A 24214-nucleotide genomic window follows, 5' to 3' on the forward strand; every position below is an offset into this window, starting at 1 on the left:
AAAATACAAAAAAGCCTCTCATTTACTGAAAGGCTTTTGGTGTTATTTTTTTTGTTGTTCGAATTTTCCTTTGTATCGTTCGTACAATTCGGTATGGTGACTTTCTAAACTGATTTGTCTTCCATCAATGAAAGCGAAGGAAATAACATTCGTTTTCATATCTAAAGCATCATCTTCAGAAATAAATAATGTGGCACTTTTTCCAGATTCTAAGGTTCCGTATAAATTGTCAATTCCTAATATTTTAGCTGAATTACCAGTAATTAATTGCAACGCTTGTTCTTTTGAAAGTCCCCAAGCAGCGCAAGTTCCAGCGTAGAAAGGAAGGTTTCTAGTTTGCATACGTTCCATGTCGCCTGCATTTTGTAACCCAACTAAAACACCTGCATCAACTAGTAATTTAGCATTTTTATAAGGTAAATTTACATCTTCGTCTTCTAATAAAGGTAAATCGTGCACTCGTTTTAATAAAACAGAAACGCTGTTTTCTTTTAATAAATTAGCTACTTTAAAAGCATAATAACCGCCAACAATCGTCATCTTTTTGATGTTGTTCTTCTTTTTGAATAAAACCGCATCAATGATTTCTTTTTCGCCATTTGCATTTACAAACAAGGTTTTTTCGCTTGATTGTAAACCTTTCATAGCTTCATATGGAATATCTTTTTTAGCATTTTTACTTCCTAAATAAGCAAAAGCATTGTCGAAATACTCTTGAATTGCTTTTACTTCCGGATCGTAGTTTTTGTTCATTTCGATTCCTCCAGGTTCAGCCCACCAACCAGCTCTCGAATAACTTCTTGGCCAGTTTAAGTGAATTCCATCGTCAGTTTTGATAGCAGCGTCTTCCCAGTTCCAAGCATCTAATTGAACAATTGAAGAAGTTCCAGCAATTCTTCCGCCTCTTGGTGTAATTTGAGCTAATAAAACGCCGTTTGGTCTTGTTGTTTCTACTAATTTAGATTCAGCATTGTAAGCAATAATACTTCTTACGTGTGGATTGAAATCACCAATTTCACTTTCATCATCTGAAGCTCTAACCGCATCAATTTCTACTAAACCTAATGTTGAATTTGGTGCAATGAATCCAGGATAAACATGTTTTCCAGAAGCTTCTATCACAATATCGTGTTTAGCTGGTTTCATTACAGTAGCATCGCCAATGTTGGCAATTTTTCCATCAATAATCGAAATTAAACTGTTCTCGATTACTTTTCCGTTTCCTAAATGCGCTTTTGCACCTATGATTAAAATCGATTTGCTTTGTTTTGGTGCAGGCGTTTGTTGGGCAAAACCAAACAAAGAAATAAATAAAAGAACTATATATTTTTTCATCATTAATTGTATTTGTAGTGAGATTCTTTGCAATATTCTCCTAAAGTATCACAGTGGTAGTGACCGTTTTCTTTTTTCTTAGGTAATTGTGTTTTCATTCCTTTGTTTTTAGCGTCTAATAAGATGTTAATCAAATCGGCTCTTTCTTTTTGAATTTGGTTCAACACTTCTTGCTCTTTTTCTAAATCGTAGAAAATGATTCCGTCTACTAACGTTTTTTCAGCTCTTGTGTAGATTGATAACGGACTGTCTGACCAAAGTACCACATCCGCATCTTTTCCTACTTTAATACTTCCCACTTTGTTGTCGACTTGAAGAATTTTTGCAGGATTTAAGGTTACGAAGTTCCAAGCTTCTTCTTCCGTTACATTTCCGTATTTAACTGTTTTAGCTGCTTCTTGATTTAAACGTCTTGACATTTCAGCATCATCTGAATTGATAGAAACTTTTACACCTTCATTCATCATTATAGAAGCATTGTAAGGAATTGCATCGTTTACTTCGTATTTGTAGGCCCACCAATCAGCAAAAGTTGAACCAGCAACGCCGTGAGCTGACATTTTATCTGCTAATTTATAACCTTCTAAAATGTGAGTGAATGTTTGAATTTTAAACCCGTAACGCTCAGCTAATTTCATCAACATATTGATTTCTGATTGCACATAAGAGTGACAAGTAATGAAACGTTTTTTAGCTAAAATTTCGCCTAAAACTTCCAGTTCTACATCAAATCTTGGCATAACTTTGTTTTTACCTTTTCCTGATTTGTAGGCATCCCAATCATTCTTGTATTCAATAGCTCTTGTGAAATAATCTTCATAAACTTGTTCCACACCCATACGTGATTGCGGGAAACGGTTTCGTGAAAAATCGCCCCAGTTGGATTGTTTTACGTTTTCACCCAAAGCAAATTTAATGTATTTCGGAGCATCTTTTACTAACATTTCATCTGGAGAATAACCCCATTTTAATTTGATGAAAGCTGCACGACCTCCAATAGGATTTGCAGAACCATGTAATAAGTTTGCAGAAGTAACACCACCTGCTAAATTTCTGTAAATATTGATGTCTTCTGAATTCACAACATCTTCAATCGTAACTTCGGCAGATGAATTTTGACCTCCTTCGTTTACTCCATTTGAAATAGCAATGTGTGAATGTTCGTCTATGATTCCAGCAGTTAAATGTTTACCAGTTCCGTCCACAACTTTTGCTCCAGAAGCAGGTAAGTTTTTACCAATTTTGACAATTTTACCGTTTTGGATTAAAACATCGGTTTCTTTTAGAATTCCCTCTTTTTCACCTGTCCAAACCGTTACATTTTTGAATAAAATGGTTTCTTGTTTTGGTTTTTCGTCATTTCCAAAAGAAATATTAGGGAAAGTTACCGAATACATTGACGGCACTTTTGGTTCGTCTTTTTTATCATCTTTCTTTTTATCTTCTTTAACTTCTGTCGCTCTTTTAGTAGCAGTCCATGAAGTTTCGTTTCCATTTTCTAAAACGGCTTTTCCTTGCATCATGTCTTTTACGAAAGTTCCAGAAAGTCTAACGAAATTTGCTTTTGTAGTATCTTGATTTTTAATTACCAAATTCACCCACGGATCATTGAACTGAATTTTTGTTCCAAAGTTGATGCTATCTTTAACTGCTTTTGCTTCGAATTTTGAAGTTTCGCCTTCGATTATTAGTTCGAATTTGGTATTGTCGAAAACTAAATCATAAGTTCCTCTAATGTCTGTTGGGTTAATTTTATCGATGATATTTCTATTTCCTTGCACCCAGTTTTCTAAGATGTTGCTTTTGTCTTCAAAAATATCACCTGAAACAATAATAAAGTTCGCTAATTTTCCTTTGGAAATTGAACCTACTTTATCAAATTGATTGACCAATTTTGCTGGTGTTTCGGTTAAAGCTAATAGGGCTTTGTCTTTAGGTAAACCATATAATACGGCCTTTCTTAAATTAGATAAAAAGGATTTTGTGTCTTTTAAATCGGAAGAAGTAAGAACAAATGAAACATTGTTCTCTGATAAAATTTTCAAGTTGAAAGGTGCTTGATTCCAAAATTTCATATCGCTCAAGCTTACTTGTTGTGCTAAATATGGATCAGAAACGTCATAAGCATCAGGGAAATTCAATGGAATTATGAAGGTAGCTCCTGTTTTTTTAATTTCGTTAATACGTTCAAATTCATTACCTCCACCTTTGATTAGGTATTTTACTCCGAATTCATCGCCTAATTTATCCGCTCTTAAAGCGTTTAATTTATCACCAGCGTTGAAGATTTGAAGTAATGATTTATTAGCATTAAAAGCTTCTAACGATAAATCTCTGTTAGTTGCGTTTCCTTGTGCATACCATTTAGCATCATTAAATACTTGGCGAATTAAAGCCATACTTCCCATCATAGAAGACGGATAGCTTTGTTTGGTGAATTTGCTTCTACTGAATTTGAAATGTTGCGAAACTTTATCTTTTACAATTCTATCTGCATTGGTTCCAAAATCATTTAAGGTCCAAAGTAAACCTGTTCCGGCAATTACGCCATCATTGTGGTGACTTAAAATTGTACCAAAACCAACTTCTCTTAAACTTCCAGCTGCTTTTTCATCATAGTTTAAGTTTTCATAAGCATTGTATTCTGGCTTTATATGATCGTTCCAGTAATAGCCTTCGCGGTTGGTGTCATATTGTGGGGTGAAATTGCCATTAGGTCTTGGAGTAGGTTTGCTAATACCAAATTCGCTATATAATTCAATGAAAGAAGGATAAATTGTTTTTCCTGTGGCATCTACTATAGTAGTGCCTTTTGGAATGGAAACATTTGTTCCAACTTCAATAATTTTGTTTTCTTTAATTAACAGTGTTGCTTTTTCAATTTTTTGCGTAGCTGACACATAAATTGTAGCGTTTGTAATAGCGGTAAAGTTCTTGAAACTTTGTTTTACGCCATCATTTTTAGGAAAATATTCTTGCGAATTCACTGAAAAGGAAAGCAAGAATACTAACAATAATGATAAGTATCTCATGATTTTTAGTTTAGTAAAGCATAAAGATAAAAATTATCTTCAATTATAATATTCTCTATGGCTTATTTAAGAAATTTTAACTTTTGTTGTAAGTAGGTTATTTATTGATATAGAGATATCCAGTTAGAGGTTCAGGATAATTTGGGTCATTCAAATAAAGTATGTAATAATACGTGCCATCTGGAGCAATTGTGCTACTTACGCCATCTTGAATATAGCCATCCCAATCTGGTTTATTATTGTTTCCAGTCCATAAATGTTTTCCCCAACGGTTGTAGATTAATAATTCAAAATTCACAAATACATCTCTTAATCCATCAATGAAAAAAGTATCATTCGTGGTGTCATTATTTGGTGAAACGGCATTGTAAACAATAGGAGGGCAGTTTTCGGTGAGTAATAAAAAAGAGGTAATGGAGAAGCAACTATTGTCTATTCTAATAAATATTTCTTTTGGTGTTGTAATTGCTTCATAATTTGAGCTATTTGTTATAGGATTAATGTTTTGTACGGCATCATTATAAGATTCATGAAATGAAACAATATCAGAAAGATTGGTTTTAACTAATTCTGAGTAATTTGAAAAGTCAAATAATCCTCTTGTTAATCCTAAATTACAACTAGTTAAATTTTCTAAGGGATTAAAAGTGGGTGCTACAGTTAGCTCAATTTCTATTTGGAAAGAGTTATTGGTTTCAATTAATTCGGGTCTAATTCCGCTTCCATTTCCAGTATCGTCAACCACAGCGGTTAATGTAAATGTTAAAGGAATTGTAGTAGGAATGGTTAATGTTATAGTTCCGTTTTCGCTTCCACCTATTGGAATTATACTTTGAGTATAAGTTGTAGTAATAGCTTGTGTTCCAATATAAAATGTTATTGGTGTATTTGCTTGTAATATTTCTGTACTGTTTAAGTTTGAAACGGTAAAATCAATTGTAACTTCTCTAGAATTACAAGTGGATGTTGGGTTTTCTAAAACTATGGTTGCATCGGGTAGTTGACTATTAAGTTTGGTAACAACAGTATTTAACATTACATAATCTTGTCCTGATTGAAGTGAAACTGTTGCAGAAGTTGTTCCAGGGACAATATAATTTTCAATAGAATAAACATCTAAATCCATATTGTATAGATTTGTAGCGTTTGTTTCGGTGTTGGTTCCGTTAAATGCGTTATTACTCGGATTTATGGGGTTACTTAATATGTTTGTAGTTCCATTGGCAGAAAAACTTAATCGTTCACTTACTTGAATAAAGCGATCACCTTCCCATGCAATAAATCCAATTTTTGCCCCAGTATTACTAATTAGATAAAGATTGTTTAATTGAATTGTCATGTTATCAATTAGTGGAGGAATTGCATTAGGATTTGGCGAAAGTGCCTCTAAACCTTGATAAATATTGATTTGATTCAACGTTAGGCTAGGGTTTTCATAAACCACTAAAATTGCCCAACCTGCAAATTGAGTAGCATTTGAAGCATAGGTTGAAACCAAACTATTAATGTCAAAATCTGATAGAGTGTACGTGCCATTACCCGTGGATTGTACAAAAGTTGTAATATCTTTAAACGCACTAAAGTATGTGAAGTTACTAAAAGTTCCATTTACAGTACTTAATTGATCAGGCGAAATATCTATGCCGTTTAATTTTATTTGTGTGTCTCCAGCACCACTTCCGGCCCAATACAAATATGCTCTTTCAATTCTATCATTTGATGATAAAGTAAGATTAGCAGAAGATTGGGTATATAAAAAGGTAGGAGAGAAATTAGTATTTTCAGATGGGTTTAATGTGTTTCCAATAAAAGTAAAATCATATCTTCCATTTATTTGCGTAAACAGAGATATATCCTGTGCTTTTATTAAAGTTGGAAAAAGAATTTCTAACAAAAAAATGAAGTAAAGTAATTTTTTCAACATATTGATTTTGTGAAAATTTGGTTCTAATTTACTATAATTTTTTTTAAAATCGCATTTTTAAAATCGTAACACCAAAAAAATTAGTAATTTTCCGCTTTAAAAACAAATTTTGAAAAAATATTGCATCCAAAAATATTGTTCAGATAATTATCATTTGTGGAATGAATTTGTAGCTCATGCAAAAAATGCTACCTTTTTGTTTCATAGAGATTTTATGGAATATCATAGCGATAGATTTCAAGATTTTTCGCTTCTAATTTTCGATGAAAAGAATACACTTAAAGCTATTTTACCTGCTAATAGAGTAGAAGATGTTTTGCATTCACATCAAGGATTGACTTACGGAGGATTGATTTTAAATCAAAACTCAAAAATGCAAGATGTAGTTGAAATGATGTATTCTTTATTGAAGTTTTTGAATGAAAATGCAATTTTATCTTTTAATTTAAAGCAATTACCAAATATTTATCACGAATCACCTTCTGATGAAATGGAATATTTGAGTTTTATATTAAACGCCAAATTATGTAGAAGAGATAGTTTGTCTGTTATTAATTTAGAAACTGATTTCGAATTTACAAGTAGTAGAGCAGAAGGAATAAAAAGAGGAACTGACTTAAAATTAGAATGGAAAGAAGAGCAAGATTTTACTTCTTTTTGGAATAAAATATTGATTCCTAATTTAGATCAAAAATTCAAGACAAAACCTGTTCATTCATTAAAAGAAATAACATTTTTAAAATCTAAATTTCCAAATAATATCAGACAATTTAATGTTTATAATCAAGGAAAAATTATTGCAGGAACTACCGTTTTTGAAAGTGATTTTGTGGCACATTCACAATATATTTCGGCAGATGATTCAAAAAACACCACAGGTAGTTTAGATTTTTTACACAACAGATTAATAACTTATACGTTTCGTAATAAAAAGTATTTTGATTTTGGAATTTCCAATGAGAATCAAGGACAAAATATCAATCAAGGATTGTTGTTTTGGAAAGAAGGTTTTGGAGCAAGAACAATAGTTCAAAATTTCTATGAAATTGAAACTAAAAATTATCCACTTTTAGAAAACGTTTTAATATGATACATTTCCTTAGTTTAAAAAAAATAAACCAATCTTTTGAAATTGCTTTTCAAGACAAAATGAAGCAATTTTTAGAAGGTGGCTTGTACATTTTAGGAAATGAAGTAAAACAGTTCGAAGCTAATTTTGCAACTTATTGTGGAACCAAGCACTGCATAGGTGTAGGGAATGGTTTAGATGCTTTAGTGCTGATTTTTAAAGCGTACATTCATTTAGGAAAACTGCAAAAAGGCGATGAAGTTATTGTACCAGCAAATACTTATATTGCAAGTATTATAGCTATTTTACAAGCTGATTTAGTTCCTGTTTTGGTTGAGCCAAAATTAGATTCATATACTATTAATCCTGATGAAATTGAAGATAAAATAACTTCTAAAACTAAAGCTATTTTACCAGTTCATCTTTACGGGCAATTATGCGAAATGAAAGCTATTAATGAAATTGCTAAAAAGCATAATTTATTGGTTATTGAAGACGCAGCTCAAGCTCATGGTGCAGAATGGAATGGAATTAAAGCTGGAAATTTTGGAGATGCAGCTGGATTTAGTTTTTATCCAGGTAAAAATTTAGGTGCTTTAGGCGATGCGGGTGCCATTACAACAAACGATGATGAATTAGCTGAAGTTTTATTTTCTTTAAGAAATTATGGTTCTAAAGTAAAATATGAAAATGAAATTTTAGGAGTAAATTCAAGATTAGATGAATTACAAGCGGCTTTCTTAAATATCAAATTAAAACAGCTGGATTCGGAAAATGATTTTAGAAGAAATTTAGCAAAACGGTATCTTTCAGAAATTAAAAATGATAAGTTGATTTTACCAACCTACGATTTTTTTAAAAATCATGTATTTCATTTATTTGTCATTCGAACTTCCAATCGATTAGGATTACAACATTTTTTAAAAGATAACGGAATTGAGACCATGATTCATTATCCAATTCCACCACACAAACAAAAAGCTTTATCAGATTGGAACAATTTATCGTTTCAAATCACTGAAAAAATCCATGATGAAGTTTTGAGTATTCCGCTGAATTCGAGTGTAAGTAAAACTGAAGTTGATTATATAATTTTTAAACTCAATTCATATAATGAATAAATTAATTGATAAACTTTATTCAAAAGAATTATATAAAATTTTTTCAGTAAGTGGTGTTAGAATTTTAATTCAATTAATTGTCGGGTTTTTATCTACTAAAGCCATTGCATTTTTTGTAGGAATTGCAGGAATGGGTGTAATTGGTTTAGTAAAAACATTTGCCTCTTTTTTTAATAATTTTCTTTTATTAGGAACCCAAAATGGAATAGTTACAAGTTTAGCTTCTAAAAGGAAAATAAAGAATGAAGAAATATTTATAGTTAGTTTGTTCTGGCTATTTTTATTTTTGTCTACTTTTATTTCAATTATTTTTTTTATTTTTTTTGAGAAAATAAATAAATACTTTTTTGTAAACCAAATTCAAAGTGATTGGATACTTTTTTTATTTGTTATTAGTATTCCATTTCAAGCTATATCACTTCTATTTAATGCTGTTTTAAACGGAAAAAGTGAATATAAAAATGTTGCTTCTATCGGAATGATTACAAATGTACTCACATTAATTGTTTCTGTTTTTTTAATGCTTATATACAACCTTCAAGGAGCAATTATTGGTTTATTATTTACTTCAATAATAATGTTTGTAATTTCTTCCTATTTTTTTTTAAAAATATATTCTGTTACAATTTTCTTTCAACCTTTTCAGTTTGTAAAACAAGAAATTCAACCTTTATTAAACTATAGCTTAATGTCATTAGTTTCAATTATTATGTCATTTGCTTTTTCTTATTATATGCGAATAACGATAATTGATAAATTTTCATTAGAATATGCAGGATATTATGAAGCAGTATTAAGAATTTCAGGGTTCTATATGATTTTTATAAATACTTTTGTATCTTTTTATTATTTACCAGAATTAGCAAAATGCAGTTCGAAAGTTGAAGTTATGTTGTTAACTAAAGAGTATTATAAAAAAATATTTCCTCTTTTTGTAATTGGTTTAGTTATTCTTTTATTAGGTGTAGATTTTTTTGTACCATTCTTTTTTAATAAAAGTTTTTTGGTAATTACGCCATTTGTCAAGTATCAAGTTGTTTTAGACATAATTAAATCTATATGTTTAATTTTAGGTATTCGTTTTTTTGCTTTTGGAAAAACAAAAGGATTTTTATTAACTGAAATTTTTTCATTCACCATAAATTTTATTCTCTTTGTAATAGCAATGCATTTTTTTGATTTTCGTGGCGTATGGTATAGTCAAATAGCCAGTAGTTTTCTTTATTTCATTATATTGGTTGTTTTTTTTAAGATGTATTTCAAAAAAAATAAGTTATTTTAGTTATGATAGATAATTATTTAGTATCCATTTTTATACCTGTTTATAACGGAGAGAAATACTTAAATGAAACCATACAGTCAGTATTACATCAAACGTATTCTAATATTGAATTACTTTTAGTAGATGATTCTTCTTTAGATAATAGTTATCAAATTTTAAAAGATTTTGCTTTAAAGGATAATAGAATAAAGGTTTTTAAGAAAGAAAATGGTCAAATAGTTGCGAAATCATTTAATTTCATTTTACCACATTTAAATGGGGAGTATTTTTATTACTCTTCACAAGACGATCTTTTTTCTAGCGATTTAATTGAAAATATGGTAAAGAGACAGAATGAGACTTTTGCAGATACTGTTTTGCCAGATTTAGAATATTATTTCGAAAATAAAAAAGTGAATAAAAAGATTATAGGTTTAAATTTGGATAGAAGTGTAATTTTATCAGGAGAGCAAGCGTTAATAGAATCTTTAAATTGGAATATTCATGGTTTTGCTTTATTTAAAAAGAGCTTAATGAATAGTGAATTTTTTCCTGAAGATGCTTTTGATTCAGACGAGTTTATAACTAGAAAATTGTTTTCAAAAAGTAATAAAGTTGTTTTTTCTTCAGGGACTTTTTTTTACAGACAAGATAATTTAAAAGCAATTACAAAAATATTTTCTAAGAAAAATTTTTATGTTCTAAACACTTTAGAAAAGTTGTATCATTTATTAAAAGAAAATAAAATAGATAAAAAGTATGTATATGAAACACAATTTAATTTTTTGCGTGTTTACATGAAATTAGCTAGTATATATAGTTTTTATAATTTTAAAACAGAAACAGATAAAACTGAAATAAAATTATTTTTGTCATCATTCAAAAAGACGAATTTTAACACAAATTTTTATTCAGAGAATATTATTTACGCCGTAAAAAATGCAAAAGTAAAATTTATATTATTTTTAATGATATTTAGAATACCATTGCTCTTTAATATTGTTTTAAATTTATATTCAAAGAAGTATAAAAAGCAATTTCAATAAATTTTAAAGACTTTTAAACTTAACTTTTATTCCAAATAAAAAAAGTTTGAAAAGTAAGATAAAGTTTCTAGCTTTAAAAAATTTATACATTTCAAATCGTATTCTTCCAAGTAATAGTTGATGTTCTTTTTTTGATTTATTTAATTGATAAGCATTATTTAAAATTTTCAAAGTTGATAGATTCAGTTGCTTTGTTTTTGAGTTGTTTTTAAATAAAAAATGAGCACTTAATGAGTTTGGCGTTTCTCTTTTACATGCCAATACTTTATCAATATATTCAAAATCAAATACTCTTGCGGCTCTAACCCATAAATCTAAATCCTCATAGGCTAAATTTTCATCATAATAATTTAATTTTTCAAAAACTGATTTCTTAATCATTGATGAAACCGAACAAATTTTAGTTGTTCTTGCGATAACCATTTTGTATATGTCGCCACTTTCTGGATGGTCTTCTTCTGTGTAATAATTCCTTATAGAATTTCCGTTTTCATCGATTTCAATTAAATTTCCGTATACAATTCCAAGGTTTTTATACTTTGAATTTTGAAAAGTTTTTATTTGGTTTTCAATGCAGTTAGGTAGTAAAATATCATCTGCAGCTAAATCGATAAAATAATCACCTTTAGCATGTTTTACTGCGTTATTAAAAGTTTTAGTATTTCCTAAATTAATTACATTTGGTATAAATAAAATGTTTGGGTGTTTTTTCAGCCAATTATCAATTACTTTTTTTGAATTATCCGTGCTACAATCGTCTGCTATAATAAGTTCAATATTGGTATAGGTTTGGTTCATAACCGAATCTAAAGCTTCTTCAACAAAAGGAGAATGATTATAAGAAAGGCAAATGACACTAACTAACGGAAAATTTTGCATATTTTAAACAGAAGAGTTTTATATTTGTTACGAAAGTAAATAATAACTATGATTGAGCAAAGTAAAAAATATAAAATTGCTATTGTTGCCTATAACTTAGATTCTGGGGGATTGGCAAAAGTGATTGAGAATGTTTTTCTTTTATTCAAAGTAATTAGTTTTTTTAATGTTGAATTATTATTATTAGATGACATTAAAAGCTCTAATCTGGATGGAAAAGTAGTCTATTTTGGAGATTTAGCAAACATAAAATCCTCCTTTTATAATAAAATTAATAAGTATATTCAATTTAATAAATATATTAAAAAACAGAATTTTGATTTTATTATTGATTTGCGCTACAGGATAAATCCTTTAACTGAGTTACTTATTGTAAAATTAATTTATCCAAAAACGAAATTAATTTATAATGTTCATAGTTCTAAACTAGAAACATATTTACCTAATAACACTTTTTTGACTAATTATTTATATGGTAAAGCGTATAAAACTGTATGTGGTGCAAAGGAAAATGAAAAGTTGGTTATTCAAAAGCACCATTTCAAAAACACCATAACTATTTATAATCCAATTGATTTTGAAGATATTAAAGTTAAGAAAGAGGAATCTATTGATTTTAATTTTGAATATATTTTAGCAGTTGGACGATTTGTTGAATTAAAGCAATTTTATGAACTAATTATAAGTTATGCAAACTCTATTTTACCTCAAAATCAGGTAAAGTTAGTACTTGTTGGTGAAGGAGAAGAACTTTTGAGATGTAAAGAATTAGTTTTGTCTTTAAATTTAAATGAAAATGTTGTATTTGTGGGGTTTTCTAATAATCCATATAAATATATGCAAAACGCTAAATTTTTAGTATTATGTAGTAAGTGTGAAGGATTTGGACTTGTTTTGGCAGAAGCTTTAGCTTGTATAACTCCAGTAATTAGTTTTGATTTAGTTTCGGGTCCAAATGAAATAATAGAGCATAGAAAAAATGGCTTGTTAGTGGAAAATCAAAATTTTGAAAAGCTTACAGAAGCAATAAATATATTGTTTTTAGATAAAGAACTATATACAACTTGTAAAATTAATGCGTTAGAAAGTGTACAAAAGTTTTCTTTTGAAGAAATTAAGAAAGAATGGTTAAATTTACTGCAAATACAAGAATAATGAAAGCCAAAATTATAAATATTCCAAAAATAGAAGATCCAAGAGGTAATTTATCCGTTATCGAAAAGGAAGTGGTTCCGTTTAAAATCAAACGTGTTTATTATTTGTATGATGTTCCAGCTGGCGCAGAGCGTGGAGGGCATGCACATAAAAAATTACAACAATTTTTAGTAGCGCTTGCTGGAAGTTTTGATGTAGTTTTAAACGATGGAAAAAACAAACAAACAATTACTTTAAATAAACCTTTTGAAGGCTTGTTAATAACAAACGGAATTTGGCGTGAATTGAAGAATTTTTCTTCGGGAGCGGTTTGTTTGGTAGTGGCTTCTGATGTGTTTGAAGAAGAAGATTACATTAGAGATTTTGAAGAGTTTTTAGCGATTTCGACTAATTAAATTTTCATAAACGTTTACTAAATCTGAAAAATGTTTTGCAAAGGTTTTTGTAACTAAATAATTTTGAATGTTGTTTTCTAATTCTGTTTTTAAACTTGGATTAGAAAGAAGTGCAATCATTTTTTCTTCTAATGCTTTCTGATTTTTGAAAGGATATGTCAAACCAACACAATTTTGTTCGATTTCATTTTTAATTCCAACTAAATCACTTATAATTATAGTTTTACCAAAGGATAAACTCTCTATTATTACATTGCCATACGCTTCTAAATATTCACTTGGAATTACCGAAAATTTCGAATTAGTATAAATAACTTGAAGCTCTTCACGAGACTTATTCCCTAAAAAAGAAACATTTTTCAAGTTGTTGTACATCGTAAAATTCTGAAGTTCTTCTAATTGATTTCCTTCACCAACAATCCATAATTGTTCATTTGGAAATTGTTTGGAAATATTCTGAAACGCTTTTAACAAGGTTAAAACTCCTTTTTCAGGAACCAAACGCCCAACAAACAAAATATAGTTTTCTTCTGAATTGGAGTTACGTTTAGGTTCAATTAATATTGGATTTGCAAGAGTTTGACCTTCTTTTTGAAAATGTTTAGCAATAAATTGTGTTAAATTTTCTGAAGGTGTTAAATAGTAATCAATGTGCTTTTTAATAATACTTTTGTGATACGACTGTTTAAAATGTAATAACGTATCAAACAAAATATTTCGTTTGGGTTGATGATGTAAAATACATTCTAAAGCGCTTTCATGTTTTAAAAGAACTTCGTTTTTATCATTCAACATATAGTTTTTTGGACAGATGTAATAATAATCTCGAAACGAGTACACAATTGGTATGCCTTTCAATTTTGCATATTCCATGAATTGCGGAGTTACTGGTGCTCCAATACTAAAGCAATGAATTATATCAGGTTTAAAGGCTTTAATTTCCTGAATAATTTCTGCTGTAATTTTTTTGTGGTAGAATTTTTCAATCCAATTGGTCTTGATTTTTTCTTTGCCAAACCATTTAAAAGTTAGGTTAGAATTATTTTTTTCGGCATACTGAATCAATTCATATAAATAATGTTCAACTCCACCAAGTCGATTCTCACTATTAAAATTATTGATAATCAGTATTTTCATCCAATATAAATTTTACTAAAATAAGTCAATCGAAACACATTGAAAACAAACAAAGACGGATTGTTTCCTTTAAGTTGATTCTCTAAAAATTTCCCAAAAACCGAATACAAAACAGCTAGTAAATACGTAATTTTAAAAGTATGTAACTTAGAAACTAAGTTAACCATTTTGCTGTATTCTTTTGTAATAAGTTGTTTTTTATATAGTAAGTGTAAATTATCTAACGAGTTCTTTGTTTTTTCAACATAAACTGCATTCGTGTCAATATCGTCATGTTGAACTGGATTATGAATATGTTTGATTTTAGTATTCATTTTTTGAAGTTCAAAAGAAAAAAGCGTATCATCATGACCATATTTTTTAAAAGAACTATCAAATTTAATGCGATTAAAAACCGATTTTTTTATCAAAGTATTATTGAACAAAGTCGCTCGACACACATTTTTATTTCTTTGGTCAACCGTTTGATCTTCCATGAATTTCCCATATTTCCAACGAAGTAATTGTTGTTTTGACGGTGCTTTTTCAGCGTGAATTCTTCCACCATATACTACTTCGTAATCAGGAATTTGATTAACGTAATTTTTTATGAAATTAGGAAAAGGTAATACACAATCGCCATCTAAAATTAGTAAATTTTCATATCGAGATTGACTAACTAAAATATTTTTATTTTCACGATAACCTACATTTTTCTTCAAAGAAACATAACTACAATGGGATAATAAATTGATTTTCTCGTTCTCTAAATTATGAATCGAATTTGAAGCATCGTCTTGCGTTAAAATCTCAAAATCTATTTCTAAATCAACACATTGTTGATGAATCTCTTTAACTAAATGCAAAAGATTGTAATGGTATATCGTTATTAAAATAGACAGCATTATACCGTTCTTTGAACCACTTCAAACATTTTACCGCCTTCAAATTTTAATGTTTTTGAAGGGTATTTTAAAACCAATGCATAATCATGAGTAGCCATTAAGATGGTTTTTCCGTTGGCATTAATTTTTCTTAGCACTTCCATAATCTCAACACTAGTTTGTGGATCTAAATTTCCAGTTGGTTCATCGGCTAAAATTAATTCAGGATCATTCAGTAAAGCTCTAGCAATTCCTATGCGTTGTTGTTCTCCGCCAGAAAGTTGGTGTGGCATTTTAGATGCAAAACCTTTCATGCCTACTTTGTCTAAAACTTCTTCGATTTTTACATCCATTTCTTCTTTAGCTGTCCAACCAGTTGCTTTTAAAACAAATAAAAGGTTTTCTTTTACGTTGCGGTCAGAAAGTAATTTGAAATCTTGGAACACTACACCTAATTTTCTTCTCAAATAGGGAATGTCATTTTCTTTTAAAGTATTTAAATCATAATCAACTACGCTACCTTCGCCTTCAATTAAAGCTAAATCAGCATATAACGTTTTTAAAAAACTACTTTTACCCGAACCGGTTCTTCCAATTAAGTATAGAAATTCGCCATGTTTTACTTCAATATTAACATCGGTTAAAACTGGATTTTTTTCTTGATAAATCGTTACGTTTTTTAAAGATAGAACTGATTGCGACATAAGTTAATTTTAATTTAAAAATGTAAAAGTAATAACTTAAACGGCTGTTTCAAAATTTAAAGTTAATTTCGATTAAAAATAGTAGTTTTGGTTGAAAACTATGTTTAAAAATTGTACAATAATATGTTAATAGCCTTCGTTATTACTTGTAATAAGACTTATATTTGGAACTTATAAATAACGAATCAAATGATAAAGTATTTAAAACTTTCTTTTTTAGTTGTTTTCTTTTCAGGAACACTTTTAGCCCAACAATCTTTTGTCTATACGCACGAATTGACAGAGTTTAATCGAGCAGTTGAATTATATAAAGATAAACAATATCAAGCAGCACAAATTTTATTCGACAAAGTAAAATCCAAAACCGATAATATGGAAGTTGAATCGGATTGTGCCTACTATTTTGCGAACTGTGCTATTCGTTTGGACCAAATAGGAGCAGATGTTTTGGTAGAAAGTTTTGTAGAAGATTATCCTACGAGTACAAAAACGAATCAAGCCTATATTGAAGTAGCGCATTATTATTTTGATCAAGGAAATTATCCAAAATCATTAGAATGGTTTGATAAAGCCGATTCAAATAATATGTCACAAGCCGAAAGAGAAAAATATAATTTCCAAAAAGGATATGCCTATTTCACAGCGAAAAACACAAAAGAAGCTACAAAATACTTTAATCAAGTAGTAAATTCAAAGACTTTTGGAAGTCAAGCGAAATACTATTTAGGTTACATGTCTTATGAAACCGATGATTATAAAAGTGCAAATCAATATTTCGATCAAGTTTCCGACCAAGAAAAGTACAAAGAAAAAATGGGGTATTTTCAAGCGGATATGAATTTCAAGCTTGGGAATTTCCAAAAAGCCATCGATTTAGGTTTGGAGCAATTACCAAAATCAAAAGGAGAAGAAAGAAGTGAATTGTCTAAAATCATTGGAGAGAGTTATTTTAATTTAAAACAATACGACAAAGCACTTCCTCATTTGTTAGCTTATAACGGGAAAAAAGGAAAATGGACGAATACCGATTTTTACCAATTAGGGTATACTTATTACCAACAAAAAGATTACGAAAATGCTATTTCGCAGTTCAATAAAATCATTGATGGGAATGATGGTGTCGCTCAAAATGCGTATTATCATTTGGCGGAAAGTTATTTAAAAACGGATAAAAAACAACAAGCATTAAATGCATTCAAAACAGCTTCTGAAATGGAGTTTGATTTAAAAATTCAAGAAGATGCCTATTTGAATTATACCAAATTGAGTTATGAAATAGGAAATCCATACAAATCGGTTCCTGAAATCATGAATGCTTATTTGGATAAGTATCCAAATTCACCTTATAAATCAGAGATTAATAACTTGTTGATTAGTTCTTATATCACATCCAAAAATTATAAAGAAGCACTTTCGTTATTAGAGAAAAATAAATCGCCAGAAAATAAATTAGCGTATCAAAAAGTAACATTTTACAGAGGTTTAGAATTGTATACCGATGGCGATTACAAAGGTGCTTATGCGTTATTTAAAAAAACGTTAGCTGAAAATAAAGATGCAAAATTCACAGCAAGAGCTACTTTTTGGAAAGCGGAAACCGAGTATAATTTAGACCAATTTGAAGAAGCAAAATTGAGTTTCAAGCAGTTTTTAAATTCATCTGAAGCTTCAAATACACCTGAATACGCAAATGCAAATTACAACTTAGCGTATTCGTATTTCAAGTTGAAAGAATATGAAAATGCAATTCAGTATTTCGATTCGTTTACCAAATCTATTAAAGATGATAAAATTCGATTAACAGATGCCTATTTACGTTTAGGTGATTGTAATTTCATGGCAGCAAAATATTGGCCAGCTATGGATGCCTACAACAAAGCGATAGACATGAAGAGTGTTGATGCTGATTATGCGGCATTTCAAAAAGGAATCAGCTATGGATTTGTAAGCAAACCCGATCGTAAAATTGAAGATTTAGAAAAATTCGCAAAAACATATCCAACGTCTCAATATGCCGATGATGCATTGTATGAATTAGGAAATACTTACGTAAATCAAAATCAGAACGAAAAAGGAATTGCAACGTATGATAAGTTAATCAACGGATATAAATCAAGTTCGTATGTAGCAAAAGCCATTTTAAAACAAGGTTTAATTTACTATAACTCAAGCAAAGAAGATTTAGCTTTAACGAAATTCAAAAAGGTTGTAGCGGAATATCCAAACTCGCCAGAATCTATTGAGGCGGTTTCAACAGCGCGTTTAATTTATGTAGATAAAGGTCAAGTGGATGATTATGCAGCTTGGGTGAAAACTTTATCATTTGTAGAAGTTTCAGATGCAGATTTGGATAATGATACTTATGAATCTGCCGAAAAACAATATTTACAAAACAATACCAAACAAGCTATTTCAGGATTCTCAAGTTATGTGAGCAAGTTTCCAAACGGATTGCATGCATTGAAGGCGAATTTCTATTTAGCGCAATTGTATTTTGCAGATAATTTAGAAGCTAATTCAGTGAAACATTATGAGTTTGTAGTTTCAAAACCAAGAAATGAATTTACGGAGCAAGCGCTAGCTCGTTTGTGTCAAGTGCATTTGAAAGCTAAGAATTACGATAGCGCTCTTCCCGTTTTAAAACGATTAGAAACTGAAGCAGATTTCCCGCAAAATATCACGTATGCGCAATCTAATTTGATGAAATCGTATTACGAAAAACAAGATTTTACTAATGCCGTTGTGTATGCAGATAAAGTGTTGAAAAACGACAAAATCGATGACAGAATTAAAAGTGATGCGCAAATTATCGTAGCGCGTTCGGCAATAAAAACAAACGATGAAGCTAAAGCAAAAGAGGCGTATGCTAAATTGCAAAAAATTGCAAAAGGTGAATTAGCTGCAGAAGCTTTGTATTACGATGCGTATTTCAAAAACAAAGAAGGCAAGTTTGAACCTTCGAATGTTGTAGTGCAGAAAATCGCTAAAGATTACTCAGGGTATAAATATTATGGAGCGAAGAGTTTGGTAATTATGGCGAAAAACTTCTACGGATTAAAAGATAGTTTCCAAGCGACTTACATTTTAGAAAGTGTAATTGAAAACTTCAAAGAATATACAGATGTAATTGAAGAAGCGCAAAAAGAATTGGATTTCATCAAAGGAGAAGAAGCAAAACGTAATTCATCAATCACAAATTAATAAAAATTAGATAATTGTCATACTGCCCCGAAGTTTCGGGATTGTTTCAGTATCTCATTTAAAAAAATAGAACATGAAGAAATTAAATATAATCGCCTTAGTTGTAGTCGTATTCGGTATCCAATTTTCTTTTGCTCAAGTAAAAGATGAAAATATTGGTTCAGAAGTGGTAAATATCGTAAAACCTTATACGCCCACTATTTCAGATGCTTTCAAAGTAAAAGAAACACCTGTTTTGGAAGATGAAGAAGAACAAAAAAAGTTGCCAATTCAGTACAATATTTTCTCATTTCCGGTAGCATCAACATTTACACCAGCAAAAGGAAAAGCAGCAGGAGTAGATAAAATCGAAAAAGAAAAATTATACAACAATTACGCAACTTTAGGTTTTGGAAATTATCCAACTATCAATGCTGAATTGTTTATTACACAAAATTTAAGCCGAAGCAATTATGTGGGCGGAATGTTACGTCATTTATCGTCTCAAGGCGGAATCAAAGATTTGGTTTTAGATGATAAATTCTACAACACCAGTTTAGATGTTACGTACGGAGTTCGCGAACGCGATATGAGTTGGAATGTTGATTTAGGAGTGAAAAATCAAATTTATAATTGGTACGGTTTACCTACAGAATCAATTGTTTTTGATGATGCTACAATTGCAGGAATCGATTCAAAACAAACGTATAATACGATTGCACTTGGCGGAAAAATGAGTTTCAAAGACGGAATCTTTAATGATGCTAGCATGCAATTCAAACGTTTTTCTGATGGATTGGATTCGGGAGAAAATCGCTTTTTTATTAAGCCAAATTTCGATTTCGATGTAATGAATCAAAAAATAAAAGCTGATTTCGTAGTGGATTATGTGGGAGGAAGTTTTGAGAGAATGTACGATGTAGATTCGGAATTAAAATACAGCACTATTATTGCAGGAACAAAACCAAGTATTTTGTACCAACAAGATGATTTATCAGTTCAAATTGGAGCTGGAGTGTATTATGCAACTGCAAAAATCAATGGCGAAAGCGACGGGAAAATTTTTATTTATCCAAACATCAAAGCGTCTTATAAATTAGTAGGTGATATTCTTGTTGCTTATGCAGGAGCTGAAGGTGATTTAGAGCAAAATTCGTATGCTGATTTCGTAGATCAAAATCCGTTTGTGTCGCCAACGTTATTTATTGCGCCAACGGATAATAAATTTGATTTGTATGTTGGTATGAAAGGAAAATTAGCCAATTCTGTAGCCTTCAATGTTAGAGCTTCGAATAAAAATCAAGCAGATAGAGCATTATTTGTTAGCAATGGTTTTGATGAAACAGGAACGAATACAAACGGTTATGCTTATGGAAATTCATTTGCAGTGGTGTATGACGATTTAAACACGCTAAGCATTTTCGGAGAATTGAAAGCTGATTTTTCTAAAAACGTAACTTTCGGAATCAACGGAACCTACAATAATTACTCAACCGATTCGCAAGCGGAAGCATGGAATTTACCACAATTAAAAATTGGTTCAACCGTAGATTTTGATATCAATGAAAAATGGTATGCAGGAGCCAATGTGTTTTTTGTAGGCGAAAGAAAAGATTTAGTTTCAATTCAAGATGATGTGTTGGTTTTTCCAGCTACTTTTTCACAACAAGTGGTCACATTAGATAGCTATTTCGATTTGAATGCACACGTGGGTTATAAGTACAATGCAAAATTAACTGCTTTCTTAAAAGGAAACAACTTAGCCAATCAACAATATAATCGCTGGGCTAATTTTCCAGTACAAGGAATTCAGGTGTTGTTAGGTGCAAATTATAAATTCGATTTCTAAAACTTCAATATTCAACATTCATAGTTCCAAGTTAAAAATGTTGAATATTCAATTTTGAACAATGAATTTTGAAGTTTACTAAAGTGATTTTATAAGTTTTTTCAATACTATATTCGTGAATAAATATCTCTTTCTTATTGTTTGTTTTAGTTTTTTGAATTGTAAGAATTCGGAAAATAAAATTGTGAATACTGCTGAGATAAAATTTAATAATTTGAATTTCTTTGATTTTGATAATGTTGAACATTATTCTAAAAATATAAAAGATGACGATATTTTGCACGAAATGCAAAGATTAGATGGTATTGATAAGCATTCTGAAGAATATAATTATCTAAATCTAATTGCGTATAATTATCCTAAAGATGTTAATGACAAAGAATTTATAAGTAATTTGGTAAAATACAAATTTTCGAAAATACAAATTGATAATAATATCCATAAAGACATAAATAAACTTTTTAGTACATCAAAATGTGAAGGAGGTTATCCTTCAGCTTGTGCTCCAGTTTATAGAAATATTCTTGTTTTTTACAAACAAGATAAGATTATAGGAATAGCAAAAATTTGTTTTGAATGTGGACAAAGCTATATTTTAGGTTCTTCTAATGATGTAAGGGATTTTGGAAGCTGTGGAGAGTATGGTGATTGTATGAAATTTTAAAAGGGAAAAAATAATACTCGCGTTCTTAGCGCCTTCTTAGCGAACTTAGCGGTTAAACCATGACATTCAAACAAAAAATAAAATCCCATTACCAATACCTATTATCTGAAAAAATAAACGAATTGCGTTTTATGATTTCCGATTTAGCTCAAGATGCGCAAAACGATGCGAAAGGTTCGGCTGGCGATAAGCACGAAACCGCTTTATCGATGATGCATTTAGAGCAAGAAAAACTCAATCAAAAATTAGCAGAAATCATCGGTCAAAAGAATAGTGTTGATAAAATTGATGCGGATGCAATTCACACCAAAGTTGCTCTGGGAAGTTTAGTTCAAACCAATGAAATGTTGTTTTACATCAGCGCTGCTTTACCAAAAGTCCAACTCGAAAATAAAACGATTATTGCCGTTTCACCACAATCACCATTAGGAAGTCAATTAATGGGAAAAAGTCTCGGAGATGAGGTTGTGATCAATACCAATCGATTCCAAATTAAATGCATCGAATAAAACAAACGCCACTCTCTCGAGTGGTTTTTTTATGATTTGTGACCAAAACAAATTAAAAACAGTCTTTCTGATTGATAATACAATTAAAAAAGTATATTTTAGTTTAAAATTATAACTAAAATTAGTTTTAAGATTTATTATTTAAACTTATATATTCAATTTTGCTTCATCAAATTAAGTGAATCTAAAATATCACTTAAACTTATCAACTCTTAAACTAAAAAGTTATGTGTGGAATATTAGCCATTATTGGAAAAGGAAAGGAAGAAACATTAGTGCAGCAATTATCAAAAAGAATGAGTCATCGTGGTCCAGATGAAAGTGATATTCATGTAACGGAGAAAGGGCACATTTTGGCGCACGAGCGTTTGTCAATTGTCGATTTACATACAGGAAAACAACCGATTCAAGGAACCGATTCCGCTTGGATGGTGCATAATGGCGAAATATACAATCACAAAAAATTAAGAGAAACAACTTTAAAACATCATACATTTAGGACTACATCCGATTCAGAAGTTATAGTGCATTTGTATGAGGAGTTTGATTATGATTTCTGCGATATGTTAGACGGAATTTTCTCATTAGTCGTTATCGATGGAGATGATTATATAGTAGCTCGCGACCCGCTTGGAGTTAAACCTTTGTATTACGGAATGGATGAAAGAGGTCGTTTGTATTTTGCTTCAGAAATGAAAGCTATTACCGACCAATGTAAGTCGTTTTCAACTTTTCCTCCTGGACATTATTATACTGAAAAAACAGGTTTTGTAAAATATTATAAACCAGAATGGGAAGCGCATGAAACCGCAGTTGAAAAATTAGATTTACAAGCTTTGCAATCAAGTTTAACACAAGCGGTAGAAAAACGATTAATGTGCGATGTGCCTTTTGGAGTATTGCTTTCGGGTGGATTAGATTCATCGTTAATCGCATCAATAACGTCAAGATTGTTAGAAGGAACTGGACAAGAATTGCATTCGTTTTCTATCGGATTAGATGCTTCGGCACCCGATTTAATTGCTGCAAAAAAAGTAGCGGATTTCATTGGAACTACGCATCATGAAATTCATTTCACAGTCGAACAAGGAATCGAAATTTTAGATAAATTGATTTGGCATTTAGAAACGTATGATGTAACGTCAATTCGTGCTAGTACACCGATGTATTTCTTATCGAAAGCAATCAAGGAAAAAGGAATCAAAATGGTATTATCAGGTGAAGGAGCAGATGAAATTTTCGGAGGCTATTTGTATTTCCGAAATGCGCCATCCGTATTAGATTTCCAAAAAGAAACCATCGAACGCGTTCAAAAGCTATTTACTGCCGATTTACTTCGTGCCGATAAATCAACCATGGCGCACGGATTAGAAGCAAGAGTTCCATTTTTAGATAAAGCATTTTTGGATTTAGCCATCAAAATTCAACCTGAAGAAAAAATGCCAAAATCGTACGACGGAATTGAAAAATATATTTTGAGAAAAGCATTTGATACACCTGAAAAACCCTTTTTGCCCGAAGAGATTTTATGGCGTCAGAAAGAACAATTTTCTGATGGAGTAGGTTACAACTGGATTGATACTTTAATTGAGTATTGCTCAAGCCAAGTTACAGATGATGAATTTGAAAAAGCAAAACAGTTTTTTCCTTACAATACACCTGTTACAAAAGAGGCTTTTTATTACAGAAGCATATTTCATAAACATTTTCCACAAGAAAGTGCTGCTCAAACGGTTCGTAAATGGATTCCAAAATGGCAAGAAAACCAAGATCCAAGTGGTAGAGCCAATGCTGCTCATGTTAAGGCAGATGTGTCGATTTCAGTGGAATTGGAGAAAATTTAGTTTTGATTTTTTAAATTTTTTGGTTTGTTGATTTTTAAAAGCCTCTTTAATTGAGTTTTAAAGAGGCTTTTTGTTTTTATTCTATTTCGCTAAAATCAAAAAAAGTGCAAAAATTCAAAATAAGCTAGTTTTTATTCGATTTAAGCGCTTTTTGTTTGAAATTAACAAATGTTAATAACTTAGAGGTGAGTTCGATTGGTTTTTATTTCTTCTTTTCTTCTAATTAGTTATATTTGTTGATATAAAA

General features: G+C 30.2%; 18 protein-coding genes. 11 read left to right on the forward strand and 7 right to left on the reverse strand.

All coding sequences use genetic code 11. The features are described 5' to 3' along the window. Window positions 1–42: 42 nt before the first annotated feature. The 3 genes from RSE15_RS11755 to RSE15_RS11765 all read right to left on the reverse strand — a co-directional run bounded on the left by RSE15_RS11755 (window position 43) and on the right by RSE15_RS11765 (window position 6291). A complete protein-coding gene (locus RSE15_RS11755) occupies window positions 43–1335 on the reverse strand; it encodes an amidohydrolase family protein (protein ID WP_416380773.1) in 1293 nt (430 codons plus the stop codon). A gap of 2 nt (window positions 1336–1337) precedes the next feature. Continuing rightward, complete coding sequence (locus RSE15_RS11760; RefSeq protein ID WP_324068743.1) at window positions 1338–4367, reverse strand: amidohydrolase family protein; 3030 nt, start codon at window positions 4365–4367, stop codon at window positions 1338–1340. Between the two features lie 97 nt (window positions 4368–4464). After that, window positions 4465–6291 carry a T9SS type B sorting domain-containing protein gene (locus tag RSE15_RS11765; RefSeq protein ID WP_324068744.1) on the reverse strand — a complete coding sequence of 609 codons (1827 nt, stop codon included), beginning with the start codon at window positions 6289–6291 and terminating at the stop codon, window positions 4465–4467. 109 nt (window positions 6292–6400) lie between these two features. On the opposite strand from RSE15_RS11765, the gene RSE15_RS11770 reads away from it, so the two are divergent. The 4 genes from RSE15_RS11770 to RSE15_RS11785 are packed head-to-tail and all read left to right on the forward strand — an operon-like array spanning window position 6401 to window position 10788. Continuing rightward, window positions 6401–7381, forward strand: coding sequence for a GNAT family N-acetyltransferase (locus RSE15_RS11770; protein ID WP_324068745.1), 981 nt, complete (start codon window positions 6401–6403; stop codon window positions 7379–7381). Beyond that, a complete protein-coding gene (locus tag RSE15_RS11775; protein ID WP_324068746.1) occupies window positions 7378–8481 on the forward strand; it encodes a DegT/DnrJ/EryC1/StrS family aminotransferase in 1104 nt (367 codons plus the stop codon). Before RSE15_RS11770 ends, RSE15_RS11775 begins: the two co-directional genes overlap by 4 nt. Then, window positions 8474–9763 (forward strand): oligosaccharide flippase family protein, encoded by a 1290-nt coding sequence (locus RSE15_RS11780; RefSeq protein ID WP_324068747.1) that lies wholly within the window; start codon window positions 8474–8476, stop codon window positions 9761–9763. The genes RSE15_RS11775 and RSE15_RS11780 overlap by 8 nt, the downstream gene beginning before the upstream one ends. A 2-nt stretch (window positions 9764–9765) precedes the next feature. Further along, complete coding sequence (locus tag RSE15_RS11785; RefSeq protein WP_324068748.1) at window positions 9766–10788, forward strand: glycosyltransferase family 2 protein; 1023 nt, start codon at window positions 9766–9768, stop codon at window positions 10786–10788. Window positions 10789–10791: 3 nt separating this feature from the next. Here the strand turns inward: RSE15_RS11785 and RSE15_RS11790 are convergent, their stop codons facing one another. Continuing rightward, window positions 10792–11667, reverse strand: coding sequence for a glycosyltransferase family 2 protein (locus tag RSE15_RS11790; RefSeq protein ID WP_324068749.1), 876 nt, complete (start codon window positions 11665–11667; stop codon window positions 10792–10794). A 48-nt stretch (window positions 11668–11715) separates the two neighbouring features. On the opposite strand from RSE15_RS11790, the gene RSE15_RS11795 reads away from it, so the two are divergent. Next, entirely contained in the window at window positions 11716–12822 is a 1107-nt protein-coding gene (locus RSE15_RS11795) for a glycosyltransferase (protein ID WP_324068750.1), read from the forward strand. Next, a complete protein-coding gene (locus tag RSE15_RS11800) occupies window positions 12822–13217 on the forward strand; it encodes a sugar 3,4-ketoisomerase (protein WP_324068751.1) in 396 nt (131 codons plus the stop codon). The genes RSE15_RS11795 and RSE15_RS11800 overlap by 1 nt, the downstream gene beginning before the upstream one ends. Here RSE15_RS11800 and RSE15_RS11805 read toward each other — a convergent pair. The 3 genes from RSE15_RS11805 to RSE15_RS11815 are packed head-to-tail and all read right to left on the reverse strand — an operon-like array spanning window position 13197 to window position 15921. Beyond that, window positions 13197–14354 (reverse strand): glycosyltransferase family 4 protein, encoded by a 1158-nt coding sequence (locus RSE15_RS11805; protein WP_324068752.1) that lies wholly within the window; start codon window positions 14352–14354, stop codon window positions 13197–13199. The genes RSE15_RS11800 and RSE15_RS11805 overlap by 21 nt on opposite strands. Further along, on the reverse strand, window positions 14351–15238 hold the full coding sequence (locus tag RSE15_RS11810; protein WP_324068753.1) for a glycosyltransferase family 2 protein: 888 nt from the start codon (window positions 15236–15238) through the stop codon (window positions 14351–14353). Before RSE15_RS11810 ends, RSE15_RS11805 begins: the two co-directional genes overlap by 4 nt. Then, entirely contained in the window at window positions 15238–15921 is a 684-nt protein-coding gene (locus RSE15_RS11815; protein WP_324068754.1) for a cell division ATP-binding protein FtsE, read from the reverse strand. Before RSE15_RS11815 ends, RSE15_RS11810 begins: the two co-directional genes overlap by 1 nt. A gap of 189 nt (window positions 15922–16110) precedes the next feature. On the opposite strand from RSE15_RS11815, the gene RSE15_RS11820 reads away from it, so the two are divergent. The 5 genes from RSE15_RS11820 (at window position 16111) to asnB (ending at window position 23967) form a co-directional block, all read left to right on the forward strand. Next, window positions 16111–19122, forward strand: a complete 3012-nt coding sequence (locus tag RSE15_RS11820; protein WP_324068755.1) for a tetratricopeptide repeat protein — start codon at window positions 16111–16113, stop codon at window positions 19120–19122. Between the two features lie 73 nt (window positions 19123–19195). Beyond that, window positions 19196–20950 carry a porin family protein gene (locus RSE15_RS11825; protein ID WP_324068756.1) on the forward strand — a complete coding sequence of 585 codons (1755 nt, stop codon included), beginning with the start codon at window positions 19196–19198 and terminating at the stop codon, window positions 20948–20950. 184 nt (window positions 20951–21134) lie between these two features. Beyond that, window positions 21135–21614, forward strand: a complete 480-nt coding sequence (locus tag RSE15_RS11830) for a hypothetical protein (RefSeq protein WP_324068757.1) — start codon at window positions 21135–21137, stop codon at window positions 21612–21614. Window positions 21615–21673: 59 nt separating this feature from the next. Continuing rightward, window positions 21674–22123, forward strand: coding sequence for a GreA/GreB family elongation factor (locus RSE15_RS11835; protein ID WP_324068758.1), 450 nt, complete (start codon window positions 21674–21676; stop codon window positions 22121–22123). Window positions 22124–22350: 227 nt separating this feature from the next. Continuing rightward, complete coding sequence (asnB, locus tag RSE15_RS11840; protein ID WP_324068759.1) at window positions 22351–23967, forward strand: asparagine synthase B; 1617 nt, start codon at window positions 22351–22353, stop codon at window positions 23965–23967. Window positions 23968–24214 lie beyond the last annotated feature (247 nt).

The organism is Flavobacterium sp. (assembly GCF_035195345.1).
In the GTDB taxonomy this organism is placed as follows: Bacteria; Bacteroidota; Bacteroidia; order Flavobacteriales; family Flavobacteriaceae; genus Flavobacterium.